The 15,831-nt window shown below is 64.2% G+C and carries 13 protein-coding genes and 1 riboswitch; of the genes, 7 read left to right on the top strand and 6 right to left on the bottom strand.

Annotated features, from left to right (window positions below):
* Positions 1 to 53: 53 nt before the first annotated feature.
* Positions 54 to 887: a hypothetical protein gene (locus tag B0G82_RS35525; protein WP_241974974.1), complete on the top strand. Its 834-nt coding sequence runs from the start codon at positions 54 to 56 to the stop codon at positions 885 to 887.
* Between the two features lie 110 nt (positions 888 to 997).
* Here B0G82_RS35525 and B0G82_RS35520 read toward each other — a convergent pair whose 3' ends face one another.
* Positions 998 to 2,950: an AI-2E family transporter gene (locus B0G82_RS35520; protein ID WP_121310676.1), complete on the bottom strand. Its 1,953-nt coding sequence runs from the start codon at positions 2,948 to 2,950 to the stop codon at positions 998 to 1,000.
* 133 nt (positions 2,951 to 3,083) lie between these two features.
* Complete coding sequence (locus B0G82_RS35515; RefSeq protein ID WP_121310674.1) at positions 3,084 to 4,364, bottom strand: DUF445 family protein; 1,281 nt, start codon at positions 4,362 to 4,364, stop codon at positions 3,084 to 3,086.
* A 221-nt stretch (positions 4,365 to 4,585) separates the two neighbouring features.
* On the opposite strand from B0G82_RS35515, the gene B0G82_RS35510 reads away from it, so the two are divergent.
* The 6 genes from B0G82_RS35510 to B0G82_RS35485 all read left to right on the top strand — a co-directional run bounded on the left by B0G82_RS35510 (position 4,586) and on the right by B0G82_RS35485 (position 10,886).
* Positions 4,586 to 5,728, top strand: coding sequence for a DNA repair exonuclease (locus B0G82_RS35510; RefSeq protein ID WP_121310672.1), 1,143 nt, complete (start codon positions 4,586 to 4,588; stop codon positions 5,726 to 5,728).
* On the top strand, positions 5,725 to 8,349 hold the full coding sequence (locus B0G82_RS35505) for an AAA family ATPase (protein WP_121310670.1): 2,625 nt from the start codon (positions 5,725 to 5,727) through the stop codon (positions 8,347 to 8,349). Before B0G82_RS35510 ends, B0G82_RS35505 begins: the two co-directional genes overlap by 4 nt.
* Before the next feature lie 245 nt (positions 8,350 to 8,594).
* Entirely contained in the window at positions 8,595 to 9,071 is a 477-nt protein-coding gene (locus tag B0G82_RS35500) for a type VI secretion system tube protein Hcp (protein WP_121310668.1), read from the top strand.
* 19 nt (positions 9,072 to 9,090) lie between these two features.
* On the top strand, positions 9,091 to 9,570 hold the full coding sequence (locus B0G82_RS35495) for a DUF2778 domain-containing protein (protein WP_121310667.1): 480 nt from the start codon (positions 9,091 to 9,093) through the stop codon (positions 9,568 to 9,570).
* Positions 9,567 to 10,202, top strand: a complete 636-nt coding sequence (locus B0G82_RS35490) for a hypothetical protein (protein WP_121310665.1) — start codon at positions 9,567 to 9,569, stop codon at positions 10,200 to 10,202. The genes B0G82_RS35495 and B0G82_RS35490 overlap by 4 nt, the downstream gene beginning before the upstream one ends.
* Positions 10,203 to 10,274: 72 nt before the next feature.
* A complete protein-coding gene (locus tag B0G82_RS35485; protein WP_121310663.1) occupies positions 10,275 to 10,886 on the top strand; it encodes a hypothetical protein in 612 nt (203 codons plus the stop codon).
* Positions 10,887 to 10,901: 15 nt separating this feature from the next.
* Here B0G82_RS35485 and cobJ read toward each other — a convergent pair whose 3' ends face one another.
* The 4 genes from cobJ to cobG are packed head-to-tail and all read right to left on the bottom strand — an operon-like array spanning position 10,902 to position 15,497.
* Complete coding sequence (cobJ, locus tag B0G82_RS35480) at positions 10,902 to 12,605, bottom strand: precorrin-3B C(17)-methyltransferase (protein ID WP_121310661.1); 1,704 nt, start codon at positions 12,603 to 12,605, stop codon at positions 10,902 to 10,904.
* Complete coding sequence (locus B0G82_RS35475; protein ID WP_121310660.1) at positions 12,602 to 13,333, bottom strand: precorrin-2 C(20)-methyltransferase; 732 nt, start codon at positions 13,331 to 13,333, stop codon at positions 12,602 to 12,604. The genes cobJ and B0G82_RS35475 overlap by 4 nt, the downstream gene beginning before the upstream one ends.
* Positions 13,334 to 13,960 carry a precorrin-8X methylmutase gene (locus B0G82_RS35470; protein WP_121310658.1) on the bottom strand — a complete coding sequence of 209 codons (627 nt, stop codon included), beginning with the start codon at positions 13,958 to 13,960 and terminating at the stop codon, positions 13,334 to 13,336.
* Positions 13,953 to 15,497 (bottom strand): precorrin-3B synthase, encoded by a 1,545-nt coding sequence (gene cobG / locus B0G82_RS35465; protein ID WP_277872813.1) that lies wholly within the window; start codon positions 15,495 to 15,497, stop codon positions 13,953 to 13,955. Before cobG ends, B0G82_RS35470 begins: the two co-directional genes overlap by 8 nt.
* A 92-nt stretch (positions 15,498 to 15,589) precedes the next feature.
* Positions 15,590 to 15,769: riboswitch (cobalamin riboswitch) on the bottom strand.
* Positions 15,770 to 15,831 lie beyond the last annotated feature (62 nt).

Raw genomic sequence — 15,831 nt, 5'->3', positions numbered from 1 at the left:
CGAAACCGAATCCGGAGTTCAATCAGATGTCCAGAATAACCAGAAGCCTGACGATGCTTATTGCAACGACCTGCCTCGCGTGGTGGGGCTCGCATACCGAGGCGGCGAACCCTCGCGGCTCGCCCGCACCGTCGATCTGGCCGCGCAACTTCGATGACGACAGCGAGCACGTCGAGCTCTATCAACCGCAGATTGAGACTTGGGAAGGCAATCGCCTGTCGGGCCGCGCCGCGATAGCCGTCGGGCCGAGCGGGGGCGCGCCGACTTACGGCGTCGCGCATTTCTCCGCGATTGCCGAAACCGACAGGTTGGCGGGGCTCGCGCAACTTAGCCATGTCGAAATCGTCAGCGTGGAAGTGCCGACCAACCCAGGCATCGCCGATCGGATCAGACAGGTATTGGTGTCGCACTTGCCGGCAGCGGGACTGACTACGTCGCTTGACGAACTGCAGACCAGCTACGCGGCGTCGAAACAACGCGCGGCCGCGCGAGGCATGGCCGTGAAGAACGAGGCTCCGCGCATCGTTTTCGCCACGCGGCCCACTGTGCTGGTTCTCGTGGACGGTCCGCCGGTCTGGCGGCCGGTCAGCGGCACGCCCTATCAGCGGGCGCTCAACAGCCGTGCGCTCTTGCTGCAGGACGCCGGCGGCACGTTATTTCTGCATGCCGCGGGTTACTGGTACGTCGCCGCGTCGCTGACCGGCCAATGGAGCGTGCGCGCGGCGCCGCCGCAAGCGTTGATGGACGCGGCCCGCACTGCCGAGGCGAGTGCCAGGGCCGATCCGTTGTTGCCGGCCGATGGCCCGCGTCCCGCGCGGGCGCCGGTGATACTGGCCGCCACCGAGCCGACGGAAATGATCATGACCGATGGCCAGATGAACCGGTGAAGTTCCCTTCGGCCGACTTCGGCAGTGGGGAAGATCGGATCGAGGGAGATGCCCGAGGCGCATGCCGACGCCGCGCCTCTCATGCCGCCTGGATCACCGCGGAACCGCGCTCAATCCGCGCCGCCCACATGCGAAACGTGGCGCGCGTGCTGCAAGCTCGACGCCGCCAGGCATTCTTCGATCATCACGCGGAAGGTGGGCGCCGAGTGCGAAGCGCCGGTCGCGCCCATCTCCGCGCCGCCCTCCGGCACACCGCCGACGCCGACCACCAGCGTCGCGCGCGGCCGCCATTCGCGCGTGCGCCGCAGCATGTTGCGCAGATACGGCGGCGATTCGGGCGCATCGAGCGAGACGATGCAGATGATCGGCGCGTCCTTGAAGCTCGGTTCGTCGGCGCGTGCGCTGCGATAGCCCGAGTGCGTGGCCATCATCGGCGCGAGGCCCTGGCGGGCGAGCAGTTGCACGGCGATCGCGGTGGTGACTTCGTCGAACGAACCGCGGCCGGGTACGCACAGCACGGACGTTTTTGCCGCTTCGGAGCGCATCCGTGGGTGCGCTGAAACGTGGCTGTCGTGCCGCTCGGACAGATCGGCCGAGGCCGAAGCGAGCAGCGCGCTCGCGGTATCGGCGGGTTCGCTGCGTGCGAGGCGGTCCGGCAAGCCGTCCGCGATCTCGAGGTTTTCGACGATGTCCACCAGCGCGTCGTTGATACGCTGCAACTGGTCCGGCATCAGCACGCCGCGCATTGCGTCGTTGCGGGCGAGCTTGAGACCTTCGAGCGCGACCTTGTCGTAATAGTCGATCAGCGACATCTCGCGCAGCAGGCGCTCCGCCTGCACGATCGCCTCGTGCGGATCGTCCGCGAGCAGCCGCTGATAGAAGTTCTGCGCGGGCGTGAGCGCGGGCTGGTCGCCCAGCAGCACCGTGAGAAAGTTCAGCCGGTCGGCGTAGCGGCCCAGCGTGACCACGCACAACGTGAGCGGCGTCGACAGCACGAGACCGATCGGCCCCCACAGCCAGCTCCAGAAAATCGCCGCCACCACGACCGCGAGCGGCGAAAGGCCGGAACGGTGACCGTAGAGCAGCGGCTCCGCGATCTGTCCGGCCACCAAGTCGACGACAATGAACAGGATCAGCGTATAGACCGCCATGGTCCATTGCGGCTGGATCGCGGCCGCAAGGAAGACGGCGAGAATCGCGGCGATCCAGATGCCGATATACGGCACGAAGCGCAGCAATGCGGCGATCACGCCGAACAGCAGCGCCCCCGGCACGCCGATGATCGCGAGCCCGATGGCGATCACACCGCCCGCGCTCAGATTCACCCCGAGTTGCGCGACGAAGTAGCGCGACAGCCGCACGGCGGCGTCGTTGATCGCGGTGGTGGTGCGGTGCAGATCGCGTGAGCCGAACAGGCTGATCAAACGGTCGCGCAAATCCTCGCGTTGCAGCAGGATGAAGATCGTCACAACCAGCACGATAAAGGTCGTTTCGATCGGCGCGATGGCCGGCGACAACGCGCGTTGCGCGAGCTGCATCGGCGTGGGCGAGGGTTCGTGCACTTCGACCGGCTGCGGCACGGCGGGCGCATTGCGCGCGGCGCGTCCGGTGGGGCGCGGTGGGTTCGGCTTGGGCGGGGACACGCGCTGCAACGCGACGGCGGCGCGGCTCATCAGCGAATCGGCGCGGCCGACGGTTTTTTCCTGCACCGTTTCGATCTTCTGCTCGATCGCCTCCTGATACTGCGGCAGGTCGGCCGCGAGTTGCACCAGTTGCGCGGTGATCAGCGCACCGACGGCGAGTAAGCTGGCCAACGCGAACAATACGGCGATAAAAATTGACGGCAATTGCCCCATATGGAAACGCCGCAACATCTGTACGAGGGGAGCGAGCAGGAAACTGAGCAACACCGACAGCGTGATCGGGATCAACACCGCGCGGCCGAAGTACAAGCCGCACACCACCACCACGCCGGTAATCACCGACGCAAGCCCGTGCAGACTCGGCGTGCCCGGCGGGTAAACGCGGTTCGGCCGCTCAGTTGGCGGTAACGAGATTTTCATGAGCACACTTTCCGATTGAGACGTGCTGTCGTTTTTATAAGGGCTGCTCGCGGACCGTGAGAGGGTGTCCGGGCCAAACGCATGAGCAATTCGTATGCCCGGATTGTAGGCGCTTTGACGCAGGGCGGCCTGCTCATCCCATGTGCAGACGCAGCAAGCCCAGCAATTGCGAGCTCGCGTACAGCAACAGGCCGATAAAGCCGCCCACGATCGTCCCGTTGATGCGGATGTATTGCAGATCCTTACCAATGTTCAGCTCGATCTGCCGCGACATTTCATGCGAGTCCCAGTTCTTCACGGTGTCGCTGATATGGCGCGTCAGGAACCGCGCGAAGTCCGGCGCCATTGTGCGCGCGGCTTCTTCGAGGTGATCGTTGAGCGACTGGCGCAACGCCGGATCGTGCGCGAGTTCGCGGCCGACCCATTGGCCCATTGCCACCACGCGCGCGTGCAGGGCCGAGTCGCTGCTTTGCAGATCGCGCTTGAGCCACGCGCGCAATTCGCCCCACATGTCTTTCACATACGAACTGAGCGCGTCGCCTTCCACCAGATAGCGTTTCAGTTCCTCGCCCTTTTGCAGGAACGCGGGATCGGTTTTGAGCTTCACGATCAGCTTGTGCGCCGCGTCGTCGAACTTCTGACGCAGTTCATGCGTAGGATTCTCGCTGATCTGTTCGAGCATGCGATTTACCGCGTTGGCGATGGCTTCGGCGCCTTTCTCTCCGAGCCATGCCGAAGGCAGGATCTTCTCCATCTTCGGGTATTCGCCTTTCACCCATTCGACGATCCGCTCGGCGATGAACTCGCGCGCGTGCGGTTCGCGCAGCAGCGCCACCACCTGTTCGATGCCGGCGTCGAGCAGTTCCTGATGGCGGCCGTCCTTGGTGAGCGTGTCGACAATCGAGCCCATCGATTGCGACAGATCCACCTTGGCCAGCACGTCGCGCAGCGCGTCCTTGATGAAAACCTGAATGCGCACGTCGTCGGTCAATTCGAGAATGCCGCTGGTGAGCTTGACGACGTAGTCGCCTAAACGGGCGGTGTTTTCCGGCTGCGTCAGCCACGCGGTGATGGTGCGCGCGGGGTCGTGCTTCTGGATCAGGCCGAGCAGTGAAGGCACATCCAGGAACTTGTCCTGCACGAACACCGCGAGGTTGTCGGCGATCTTGTGCTTGTTCCTCGGAATGATCGCGGTGTGCGCGGAGACGACCGGGATCGGCACGCGGCGAAACAGGGCGGCGACCGCGAACCAGTCGGCGAGCGCGCCCACCATCGCGGCCTCGGCCACCGCCTTGATGCCGTCCACCCAGATGCCGCGCGGCATGAACGCGGTCACCACGAAAACGCAGGCGGCGGCGATCAACAGCAGGAGTGGGGTGCGCTTGGCCTTCTTCAATTCGATTGCTTTGTTCATCGGCGGCGGGCAGCGGGTCCAGGTCGATTGAAATCATGCGGCGCGCTCCACGCGCGCGTCCGGAATCGCGAGTGTAGCGCCGCTCGGCGGCGCCGGGCCAGGTGCGATCGTTGTCGAGGGCTAGCTTTGCCGCGCGGGCACGGTAACATCTGCGGTTAGACTGCGCCGGCTCGCCTGGCGAGACAGTTGCAATTGGGCGGAATGAAACGGAAGGAGGCACAGTGATCAGGTTTCTGCACACCGCGGACTGGCAGATCGGCACGCAATTCGGCCAGTTCGAGCCGGACGAGGCGGCGCATCTCGCCGAGGCACGCTTCGAGACCGTGCGCCGGATCGCGGCAGAAGCCGCCGCGCGCAATGTGGATGCGGTGCTCGTGGCCGGCGACGTCTTCGATCTGCAAACCGTCTCCGACACGGTGATCCGCCGTTTGTTCGGCGCGCTGCAAGCGTTCGCCGGGCCGTGGATCATGTTGCCGGGCAATCACGATGCCGCGCTCGTCGAGAGCGTGTGGACGCGCGCGCAGCGCCTGAACTGCGTCGCGCCGAATGTGCGCGTGGTGCTCGAACCCGGTGTCGTGCTGCTGGACGACTGCCGCTGCGCGCTTTTGTGCGCGCCGCTCACGCAGCGCATCACGTATGACGACACCACCGGTTTCTTCGATACTGCGGAGACGCCGCCTGGCTATCACCGCGTCGGGCTCGCGCACGGCAGCGTGAGCGGAATTCTGCAGGAAGGCATCGACTCGTCGAATCCCATCGCGCCGACGCGTGCCGCGAGCGCGCGTCTGGATTATCTGGCGCTCGGCGACTGGCACGGGCATCTGCGTGTCGATGAGCGCGTCTGGTACGCGGGCACGCACGAGCAGGACCGCTTCCGCGCCAACGATCCGGGCTTCATGCTCGATGTCACCTTGAGCGAGCCGGGCGCGGCGCCGGTGGTCGAGCCGGTGCGGGTCGGTCAATATCAATGGCATCGGTGGGAGGAAACCATCGCCGTGCCGACCGATGTGGATTCGCTCAAGGCGCGCCTCGCCACGCTAGGCAGCCACGACGTGTTGCGCGTGACGGTCGGCGGTACGGTAGCGCTCGCCGACGCCGAAGCGCTTCACGTCGCGGTGGAAGAAGCTCGCGCGCGCGTGCGAGCCTTGCGCGTCGACCTGAGCGGCCTGCAAGTGCTGCCCACCGACGACGATCTCGCCGAACTCGGCGCGCAGAGCGGCTACCTCGCGAAAGTGGTGGCGCGTCTGCGCGGCTTGCAGGAGAACCCGCAGTCCGACCCGCAAGAGATCAAGCGCGCGGCCGAGGCATTGCTGCTGCTGGCGCGTTTTCAACGTGAACTGCCGCGCGAAGCGAGGTCCGCATGAAGCTGCAAAGTATTGCGATTCAGGAGTTCAAGCAGTTCACCGGGAAACTCGTCATCGACGATCTGCAGCCCGGTCTGAATCTGTTCGTCGGTCCGAACGAAGCCGGCAAGAGCACCATTGCCGAAGCCGTGCGCGCGGTGTTTCTGGAGCGCTACAAGGCCTCCCATCTGAAAGACCTGTTGCCATGGGGCAAGGCGAGCGGGCAGCCGTCGGTCGAAGTGAGCTTCGAACTGGACGGCATCGCGTGCCGCTTGTCGAAGCAGTTCGTCACGCGGCAGCGTTGCGAGCTGAGGATCGGCCAGAGCGCGTTCGGTGAAGATGAAGCCGAAGACAAGCTCGCCGCCTTGCTCGGTTTTTCACGCCCCGCGCGTGGGCCGTTGAAGGCGGAGAACGCGGGCGTTCCTGGCTTGCTGTGGGTGCAGCAAGGCGGCACGCAGGAGATGCGCGATTCCACCGGCCACGCGGCGCAGTATCTGCGCGACGCGTTATCGCAACTGTCGGGCGGCCGCGAATCGGCGGGCGAGGACGCGTTGATCGCCGCCGTGCAGCGCGAGCTTCGGCAACTGCTCACCGCGCGCACGCAGAAGTCCACTGGTCCGCTCGCCGAGGCCGAACAGACCCTCACGCGCCTGATCGAGGAGCGCGCTGATCTCGAACAGCAGCGTCAACAGTTCGAGGCGAACATTGCAAGTCTCGCCACACAGCAACAAACCTTCGACGATACGCAGCGCAAACGCCCGTGGGAGGTTCACGAGCAGAAGGCGTTGCAGGCGCAATTGCGCGCCGACGCCGTCGTGCAACTCGAAGGCAGCCTCAAAGGACTTGAGCAGTCGCTGAAAGCAAGTGAAGCCGAACTGGCTTTGCCATTGCAGCAGGAGCAGAATGCGCTCGACCTGGAAGCGGCCGTCGCGCGCGAGCGCCTGCAACTCGACGCGCTGCGTGCGAGCGTCGCGGCGGTCCAGGCCGAACACGCGGATGCCGCGGCCGGCGTGACGCAATTCGAGCAGGCTTTCGCCGATGCCAACCGCGCGCTCGAACTGGCTAACGCAGCCGTGACCGCGGCCGATTTGCGCAGCCAGATCGGACTCTTTCGCGCGGAAAGCGAGCGGCTCGAAGCGTCGATCGCCGCCGCCAGCAGGGCTAACGACGCCGTGCTCGAAGCCGCGCGCGAAGCGGCCACGCTCGAAATCGACAAGGCTAAGCTCAAGCGGCTCGCCGCGCTCGGCAGTGAGCTGAGTGTGTTGCGTGCTCGCACTGAAGCAGCGATGACCCGCATCGAATATCGCCTGAATGGCGCGATTACCGTCGACGAAAAACCGGTGAGCGGCGAGGGCGTCCTGCGTGTGGACGAAGAGAAGCGGATCGGCCTTGGCGCGCTCGGTGAATTGCGGGTGATTCCGGGTGTCTCCGATCTGCCGGCGCGTTTGTCCGAACTCGCGTCGCTCGAAGCCCAGCATGCGCAGTTGTTGCAGGCGCTCGGCGTCGCGTCGCTCGGTGAGGGCGAAGCGCGGCACGAGCGCTGGAAGGCGGCGCTCGCGCAGCAGAAAAGCCAGGCAAAGATTCTCGACGTGCACGCGCCGCAGGGCATCGACGCGCTGCGCGCAGCGTCGGCGACGGCTGCGGCGCGCATGCAGGCCGCCAATGGGCGGCTCGCGGGTCTGCCCGACGTTTCCGCTGCGCCGCCGCTCGACGAAGCGCGCCGCAACGCCGAGATCGCGCGCGACGCGTTGGAAGCCGCCAGAAAAGTGCTAACGCAGGCGGCCGACAAAAAATCGACCGGCATGGCGAACGCGGAATCGCTCGCTGATCAATTGCAGCGCAAGCAGGCGCAACTGGACGACGAAGCGTTCCGTCGCAACCGCGCGCAGTGGCAGGCGAAGATCGTCGAACAACGCGTGCAGGTCGAGGCCTTGCGCAAGCAGCGCGAAGGGCGCGAGCGCGAACTGGAAGCGGCACGTCTCGACGACCCGGCGGCTGAGGCGAAGCGCTATCGCGCGTCGGCGGAACTCGCGCGCGGCGAGCAGAACGAGCGGCAGGTGAAGATCGCGGCGTTGCGCGGTCAACTGGAGACGGCCGGCGCGTCCGGTCTCGGCGAGCGTTTGGCGGCGGTGGAAGCCAAGGTCGAGCAGGCGACGCGGCGCAAAGACGAACTGAGCTTGCGCGCGAGCGCGTTGAGCCTGCTCGACGAAGTGCTGGTCGACGAACGCGATGCCGCGGTCGCGCAATTGCGCGCACCGCTGACCGAGCGGCTCGGGCATTATCTGAAACGGATTTTCCCGCAATCCACGATCGCGCTCGGCGACGATCTGAGTCCCGCGACCCTGGACCGCTTTGGCCGCGCGGACACGCTCGATGCGCTGAGCTTCGGCACGCGCGAACAACTCGGCATTCTGACCCGGCTCGCATACGCGGATCTGTTGAAGGCATCGGGCCGGCCGACCTTGCTCATGCTCGACGACGCGGCGGTGCATACCGACGCCGCGCGGCGCGACGCGATCAAGCGCGCGTTGATCGACGCGGCCACGCGCCATCAGATTCTGGTGTTCACTTGCCACCCGGAGTTGTGGGATGACCTGGGCGTGAGGCAGCGGGCGATTGAGGATTTGAAGGTGGCGGCTTAGGGGTACGATGCGCGGCGTGACGCGATCGATGCAGGCTGCATGAGCGAAGCCGCGCCGCCGATGAATCAACGTGAATTTGCAGAAAGGTCCGTCTTCAGGGATCAATATTTCCCCGGAAACTACTGATCCGAGTCTTCATCGCGGTCTGAGCCTTTCGCCAACAGTAGTCAATTCTGCTTGTGTCGAATGCCTACCATGTCCGCGTGACGACCGTCTGAACAGTCGCAATGTCACGGGGATAGTCAATGGCACAGGATACGTTCATCAAGATCAACGGCATCGACGGCGAATCGCAGGACGCCTCGCATTTGAACGAAATTGATGTAATCGGTTGGCGCTGGAAGGTTTCACAGGACTCGACCATGATGTCGGGCTCCGGCGGCGGAGCCGGCAAGGCCACCGTTTCCGATCTGGAATTCACGCACAAACTGGATCGCGCAAGTCCGAATTTGGCCAAATACTGCTTCACCGGCAAGCATGTGGATCAGGTGAAGCTGGCTGTGCGAAAGGCCGGGGGAATGCCGTTCGAATACCTGAAGATCACGATGTACGACGTGATCATTACCCAGGTGGAACCGATCGGCGGCGGTGACGAGTGCCATGAAGATGTTCACCTGTCTTTCTCGACGATGAAGCATGAGTACTTCGTGCAAAACGCGCTGGGAGGAAGCGGCGGTGCGGTGACTGCCACTCTGTATATCAAGAACAACACGACGAATTGACCGGGCGGGGGAGGAGGATATGCCGGTTAAGTGTACTTTTGTTTTGAATGGGCTGACCGTGTCGACCTTTACTTGTGAGGGAACCGTACCGGTCACTGCTTTTTCAGGAAACGGTCGCGGCCGGGATAATCCCAATGAAACGGCCGTGCCGAATGTCGGACCTCTGCCCAAGGGCGTCTACTATCTGGTTGATCGGAAATCAGGCGGTTTTGTCGGGCTGGTTCGCGACTTATTGGGTGAGTACGGCGGTTCCACCGACAGGCGTAGCTGGTTCATGCTATGGAATCCCGTCTCTGGCGACACGACCAACATTAACGGCATCAAACGAGGCAATTTCAGGTTGCACCCAATGGGTGTGCTTCGATTGAGCGAAGGATGCATTACTGTGACTCAGCCGAATGACTTTGAGCGGCTACAGAAGTATATTCGCTCGCGCGGACGCACGCTGCCCGTTCCTGGCACGACAATGAAGGCCTATGGGACGGTCGAAGTGAAATGATAAAAAAATATGGGCTGAAAATACTGCTCATCGTTGCCTGTCTTGTCGGCTCTGTTATCGGCGGGTGGTATCTGACGTGCCTCTTCACACTAATGCCTCTCGAAATGCCGCTTTCTGTCGATGCATTCATTCGGCTAGTACTCTCGGTCAGCGGCAATGATAATCTGGCCAATGCCGACGACATGGAAATGCTTGCGCTGCTTCTCTACTGGACGATCGCCACGTTTTTGACCGCGGTAGTGCTCATCGGATTCGAACGATGGGTGTCTCGCAGCCTAATTGCGCGGAAGAGCGCTGACGCGATTCCCAAGCTTCCTTTGCCCGTAACACTCGCTACGTCATTGATAGCGCTTCTCGTTATTAGCTACCTTGGATGGAACCTAACGAGCCCACTCACGCGCTACCCGTTCCATATACCGTTGCCTGTCAAAGCGATTATCAGATTCTGTCTGTCAGTCACAGGCCAAAGCGCCAGGTCGGAACAAGATCTCGACATGCTGTTGTACGCGATGGATCTTTACTGGGCGGTAGCTACGGTGGCTATCGGCGTGCCTGTGATTCTTTGCTGCCTTGCGATACGCCGGTTTGTGCGGAAAAAAAATTATGGTCGGCGTGCGCCGGCGGATTCATAGTCACATCGCGCATAGATCCAATCTTGTTGATTATTGATCAGGCATGCGAGCCTACGGAACCGTCGACGTGAAATGAACCAGCGATTCGCAATCAATTTTTCGATTTACATCGCCTTAATATTGATATCGGCGGTGGAAGGGTGGCGATCAACGTATCTTGTTGACTTCGTTCTTACCGAGACGCCGGACAGTGTGGAAGCTTTTATCCTGTTCTGGTTGCGCCACACCGGCGGTGAATATCTCGCAAATCCTGTCGATATGGAAGTGCTCGCGTTGCTGCTCTACTGGCTGATCGCTACGTTGCTGTTTGCGTGGGGACTGGCGGGACTTAAAAGGTGGGGGTCCCGCTACTTCACCGCAAAGAAAAATGGCGAAGCGATTCCCAGCCTGCCTTTTTTTGTCATGCCTGTCATGTCTTTACTTGCGTTCGTCGTCAGTTGCGATCTTGGCTGGTATCTTTCGCTCTTGTTCGCCAGGTACACCGTCGACATTCCCCTTCCTGTGAAGGCGTTTATCAAAGCCTATCAATCAGTCACGGGGCACGGCGGTGGTGCAGATGCCGACGACTATCTGGCGTATTTCGCCGTCAACCTTTATTGGGCGATAGCAACGCTATGCGTCGGTGTGCTTCTTATTTTTTGCTGTCTCGCGATGCGCCGGTTCATCCACTGGAAAACATCATAACCACCGCCTGCCCAGTCACTCATACCACCGCGGCGTATAAACCCATTCGGCGCCGCCGGCGCCAACGCCAAACCGCCGCGTCATGGACGACCCCACGATCACCATCGTTCGCATATCCACATCGGACGAACGCAATTCGCCCAACGTGAGCGTGCGCAGCGTGCCGCCGGGGCGGCCAATATCACGACCCAGCACCACCTGAGTCTGCGTCGCACGATATTCCCGCACAATATCCAGCGCCTTATCCAACTGCCACGGCCGTGCGCGCGAAATCGGGTTATAAAACGCCATCACCAGATCCGCTTCGGCGGCATGCCTCAGACGCTTTTCGATAATCGTCCATGGCTTCAGATTGTCGGACAGCGACAGCATGCAGAAGTCGTGACCCAACGGCGCACCCGCTTGCGCCGCCGTTGCCATCGCCGCCGATACACCCGGCACGATCGACAACTCGACCGCCGCCCAGTCCGTGTTCAGCGACGACTCTAACGCTTCGAGCACCGCCGCCGCCATCGCGAACACACCCGGATCGCCCGACGACACCATCACCACGGAACGTCCCTCGCTCGCCAGTTCGAACGCATGCCGCGCGCGTTGCATTTCCTCGCGATTGTCCGTGCCGTGCACGCGCTGGTCGGCGCGCAATGGGCCGGCCATTTTCACGTAGGTGTCGTAGCCGAGAATGTCGGTGGCTTCGGTGAGTGCCGTGCGCGCGGCCGGCACCATCAGATCGGCGCTGCCGGGGCCGAGGCCGATCACAGTCAGTCGGCCACGCGCGCGGCCGATCGTGTCAGGATCGATGGCGAGCGGCGCCAACGCGAGCGCGACGCCTGCCGCCGCGTCGTTGTGCAGCGTCTCGTACGGAATGCGCAAGGCGGCGTGCAGCAGGTTGGCCGGCGGCGCGCCATCGTCGGGACGTGTCAGCGCGAAACGCAACGGCACGTTCAGGTTCGCTGCAGCCTCGATCAGCGCCGGGTCGGCCATGCGCTCAGAAGACGCCAGCAATGCCGCGAGCGACAGCGGCGCGAGACCCTGCGCGTCCAGTGCCTCGCGCACGCGTGTCGCGATTTCGCCATCCACGGCCGTGACCGCTGCGACCACGCTGCGTGGATGAATCACCAGCTCGTCTTCGCGCCCGTCCCATGCACGCGGCGTCACGCGAATCGCAAGACGCGCCGAGTCGGAGCGGGGCAGTTGCGCGTCATCGAGCCACGGCGCTTCGCCTTCGATGCGCGTGCTCTCGCCGGCCAGCAGGTCCGACACGAAGCGCTTGCCCTGGCCGAGATCGGCGAGCGTATAGCCCTCGGGCGGATTCAGCACGCAAGTGCCGAAACGCAGTTCGCCGCTCGTCGTGATGGCCGGTGGCACAGCCAGCAGCGCGGCAATCTCGCGCGCCATCACATTGACGCCGGCGAGACCGCCGAGCAGCGGCACGACCGCGCTGCCGTCTTCGGCGACGGCCAGCACCGGCGGCTCGACGCCCTTGTTCGACAACGACGGAGCCAGACAACGAATCACGATACCCGCCGCGCACAATGCGACGATCGGCGTGCCGAGCGCATACAGTTCCCGCAGATGCGCGCCGAGTTCGCTGTACGGCACGTCCGCCTCGACGCGTCCCTGCAACGCATGCACCTGGCTGCCCGCGTACAGCGCCTGGATGCGCCGCGCCGTCGCCAGCGCGCCCGCGCCGAGAATGACGATCGCGGGTGCGCTCATCCTTGCCATTTTTCCCCCGGCACCACGAGCAGCGAAAAATACGGCGACGCCATGGGATCGACTTCGGCGAGCGGCACGATGCGCTGATTTCCCATCGTCGCGCGTTCGACGTAAAGCGCGCGGTCCGCGAGACCGAGTTCGCCGAGCACGCGCCGCACCTTGTCGAAGTTGCGGCCGAGTTTCATCACGACGGCGGCGTCGGCATCGGCGAGACGGCGACGCAACTCGTCTTCGGGCAACACGCCCGAGAGCACCGACAAGCTTTGATTGCGATACACCAGCGGCGCGCCGAGCACGGCGGCGCCGCCGAGCATCGAGCACACACCGGGCACGACTTCGCTTTCGTAGCGCGCCGCGAGCCGGTCGTGCAGGTACATGTACGAGCCGTAGAAGAACGGATCGCCTTCGCAGATCACGGCGACGTCGCGGCCTGCGTCGAGGTGCGTGGCGACGATTTGCGCGGCGGTGTCGTAGAAGTCGGCGATGATCGCTTCATAGGAAAGCGGCGGTTCGAGCGCTTCGGTGGTCACGGGATAGACGAGCGGCAGATGCTGCTGGGCATCGTGCAAATGCGCTTCGATGATGCTGAACGCGTTGCCCTTCTTCCCCTTCGCGACAAAGTACGCGACCACCGGCGCCGCCTTCAGCAAGCGCACCGCCTTCAGGGTGATGAGTTCCGGGTCGCCGGGGCCGACGCCGAGGCCGAACAAACGTCCTTGCGCCGTCATTTATTCGACCTCCGTGGCGAGCGAGTTCACGGCGGCCGCCGCCATCGCGCTGCCGCCGCGCCGGCCATGCACCACCACGTAGGGCACGCCGCGGCTGTCGTCCGCGAGCATGGCTTTCGATTCGGCCGCGCCGACAAAACCCACTGGAAAGCCGAGAATCAGCGCGGGTTTGGGCGCACCGGCGTCGAGCATATCGAGCAGATGAAACAGGGCGGTCGGCGCATTGCCGATCACGACCACGCCGCTCGCCAGCTGCGGCCGCCACAATTCGAGCGCGGCCGCCGAGCGCGTATTGCCGAGTTCACGTGCGAGCGACGGCACGTCTGGATGCGTCAGCGTGCAGATGACCTCGTTGTTCGCCGGCAGCCGCGCGCGCGTGATGCCTTGCGCGACCATGCCGGCATCGCACAGGATCGGCGCGCCTTGCGCGAGCGCCGCGCGGCCCGCCGCGCCCGCGCCCGCGGAAAATTGCAGATCGTCGATCACATCGACCATGCCGCATGCGTGGATCACGCGCACCGCGAGTTTTTCGAGGTCGGCGGGAATGCGCGACAAGTCGGCCTCCGCACGGATCGTCGCGAAGGATTGGCGATAGATCTCCTGACCGTCGCGAATGTAATCAAGCATCGGTGTCACTCCGGGCGAGGCGTTCGAGCAGGTCGGCGGCCTCGCCGATCGTCAGTTGGCGCGCGACGCACTGGCCGAAGCCGGGCCGGCCGTCGCGCCGATAAAGGTCGTACAGGCCGGGCGCGGCGGCGAGCAGCGTGAACGGCGCGCAATGCGCGGCGGCGCACGAGCGCAAGCAGCCGCTCAGATGCACGTCCACGCCGGCTGGCAGCCGAGCCGCGAGGCGCAACGCGTCGTTCTTGGTGTCGGCGAGGCCCTTCACGCAGCCGCTCGATCCGGCGCACGCGATCAGGTGCGTGATCGCGTGTGCGGGATCGCAGGCGAGACCGAGGGCGTTCAGGCCGGACAACAAGATCGGAACGGCGTGCGTGGCGATGTCGGGTAATAGCACGCTTTGCCAGGGTGTCAGGTGAAGCGTGGCGCTGCCGTGCTGTTGCGACAGCGTGGCGAGTCCCGTTAGCGTGTCTGCATCGAGACGTCCCAGCGGTGGCTGGCCGCCGACGTGCCAGGCTCCGGGCACGCGTTGGGCGTGAGCGCCAAGGCGAAGGTTGGCGTCGGCTGGTGTAATGCGGTGCCAGTTGGCGAGCTTCGCGTTTCGCGTCAGTGGGAAGTCGAGATAGCGCTGGGCGTGATGCAGTACTGCGTCGACGGAATGCGCGGTTAGCAGGTGGCGCATGCGTGTGGCGTCGGCGGCGGCGAGGTCGAGGAATGTGAGGAGCAGCGCGCGTACTAGTGCCGGGACTTGTGAAGGCAGGATTGCGGCTAGAGCCCCTGTGTTGTTCACGCCCGGTTTTGCAAGCACGGTGCTTTGGCGTTGCATAAGCGCGCCGGCATAGGCGCTCACAGGCGGACAACCCGCGAACCCGAACACGAACCGCACGCCGTCCGCCTCTTGCGACGCCGCCAGCCACACATCGTGCGGATGGTCCACTCTCGCGAGCCGTTCGCCGCCGTCCAGCAACAGTGCGAATTTCGGCGACAGCGCCGCGAAACGCGCTTCGCTTTGCAGCATAGTGAGCAATTCGGCGCACAGCGGGCGTGTGTCGAACAGCGCGAATGGATCGCGTCCGGCAGCGGGGCTGATCATGACGTTGCGGACGTCGTCGGCCGAGACTGCGGCGGAGAGTGCGTGGGCAGTGCCCACTCGCTGCGCTGCTGCGTCCGGGGCTTTCGAGGCCCATTCATTCACAGCGTCGGCCGCCGCCATCGTGTTCGCACGGCCCGCCACGCCGTTCGCCGGCATCGGCCCAAGACCGGCGTCGATCAAAGCCGCGATCAAAGCCGCCTCTTCACCGCGCTTCACGCCACGCACCTGCACATTCGCGCGATTGGTCAACTCGATCACCCCGCCCGCGTGCCGCGCGCTAGCCTCCGCGATCGCCCGAGCCTGCGCCGCGCTCAATTCGCCGCCGGGCAGTTTGATCCGGCAAATCCCGCCGTCGCGCGCGGCGACGATGCGCAGCAGCCCCGGACACGCCGAGGGCCGCAGCGTGGCGGCCGCGTCGGATAAAACGGTGGAGGGCGTTGCTTGATTCAAGACGGACACCGGGTTTAGCGTCGCGCGACGGCCCGAGCATGCCGTGAGGCGGGCATGGCTGCGGCATCGGTACACCCCGCCCGATGTTGGCTGGCACGAACAGTCTCGCCGGCAGGTCTCCTGGCTGGCAGGTCATGGTCCGCTGCGGCCTTCCCGGTCGAACCAGTGGCGTGGAGCGCAGGCGGACTCGCTGCATACAGTTGCGGGGGCAGCCACAGTGGCACTGTGTTCCCTCTTCGGCCCCGAAGGGCACCGGCGGCTGTATTATGCCTTTTTTCGAACAGCACAACGAGGCTGGACGCTTTGATCGGCGTGGCACAGCGCATTATTTGAA

The organism is Paraburkholderia sp. BL17N1 (assembly GCF_003634175.1).
Lineage (GTDB): Bacteria > Pseudomonadota > Gammaproteobacteria > Burkholderiales > Burkholderiaceae > Paraburkholderia.
Note: the sequence above shows the minus strand (reverse complement) of the source record. Positions and strands in the feature narration are given on the sequence as shown.

Excerpts from the sequence above, each read along its gene's own strand:
- B0G82_RS35525 (WP_241974974.1), top strand. The coding sequence starts at position 54 with ATGCTTATTGCAACGACCTGCCTCGCGTGGTGGGGCTCGCATACCGAG.
- B0G82_RS35520 (WP_121310676.1), bottom strand. The coding sequence starts at position 2,950 with ATGAAAATCTCGTTACCGCCAACTGAGCGGCCGAACCGCGTTTACCCG.
- B0G82_RS35515 (WP_121310674.1), bottom strand. The coding sequence starts at position 4,364 with ATGAACAAAGCAATCGAATTGAAGAAGGCCAAGCGCACCCCACTCCTG.
- B0G82_RS35505 (WP_121310670.1), top strand. The coding sequence starts at position 5,725 with ATGAAGCTGCAAAGTATTGCGATTCAGGAGTTCAAGCAGTTCACCGGG.
- B0G82_RS35500 (WP_121310668.1), top strand. The coding sequence starts at position 8,595 with ATGGCACAGGATACGTTCATCAAGATCAACGGCATCGACGGCGAATCG.
- B0G82_RS35495 (WP_121310667.1), top strand. The coding sequence starts at position 9,091 with ATGCCGGTTAAGTGTACTTTTGTTTTGAATGGGCTGACCGTGTCGACC.
- B0G82_RS35490 (WP_121310665.1), top strand. The coding sequence starts at position 9,567 with ATGATAAAAAAATATGGGCTGAAAATACTGCTCATCGTTGCCTGTCTT.
- B0G82_RS35485 (WP_121310663.1), top strand. The coding sequence starts at position 10,275 with ATGAACCAGCGATTCGCAATCAATTTTTCGATTTACATCGCCTTAATA.
- cobJ (WP_121310661.1), bottom strand. The coding sequence starts at position 12,605 with ATGAGCGCACCCGCGATCGTCATTCTCGGCGCGGGCGCGCTGGCGACG.
- B0G82_RS35475 (WP_121310660.1), bottom strand. The coding sequence starts at position 13,333 with ATGACGGCGCAAGGACGTTTGTTCGGCCTCGGCGTCGGCCCCGGCGAC.
- B0G82_RS35470 (WP_121310658.1), bottom strand. The coding sequence starts at position 13,960 with ATGCTTGATTACATTCGCGACGGTCAGGAGATCTATCGCCAATCCTTC.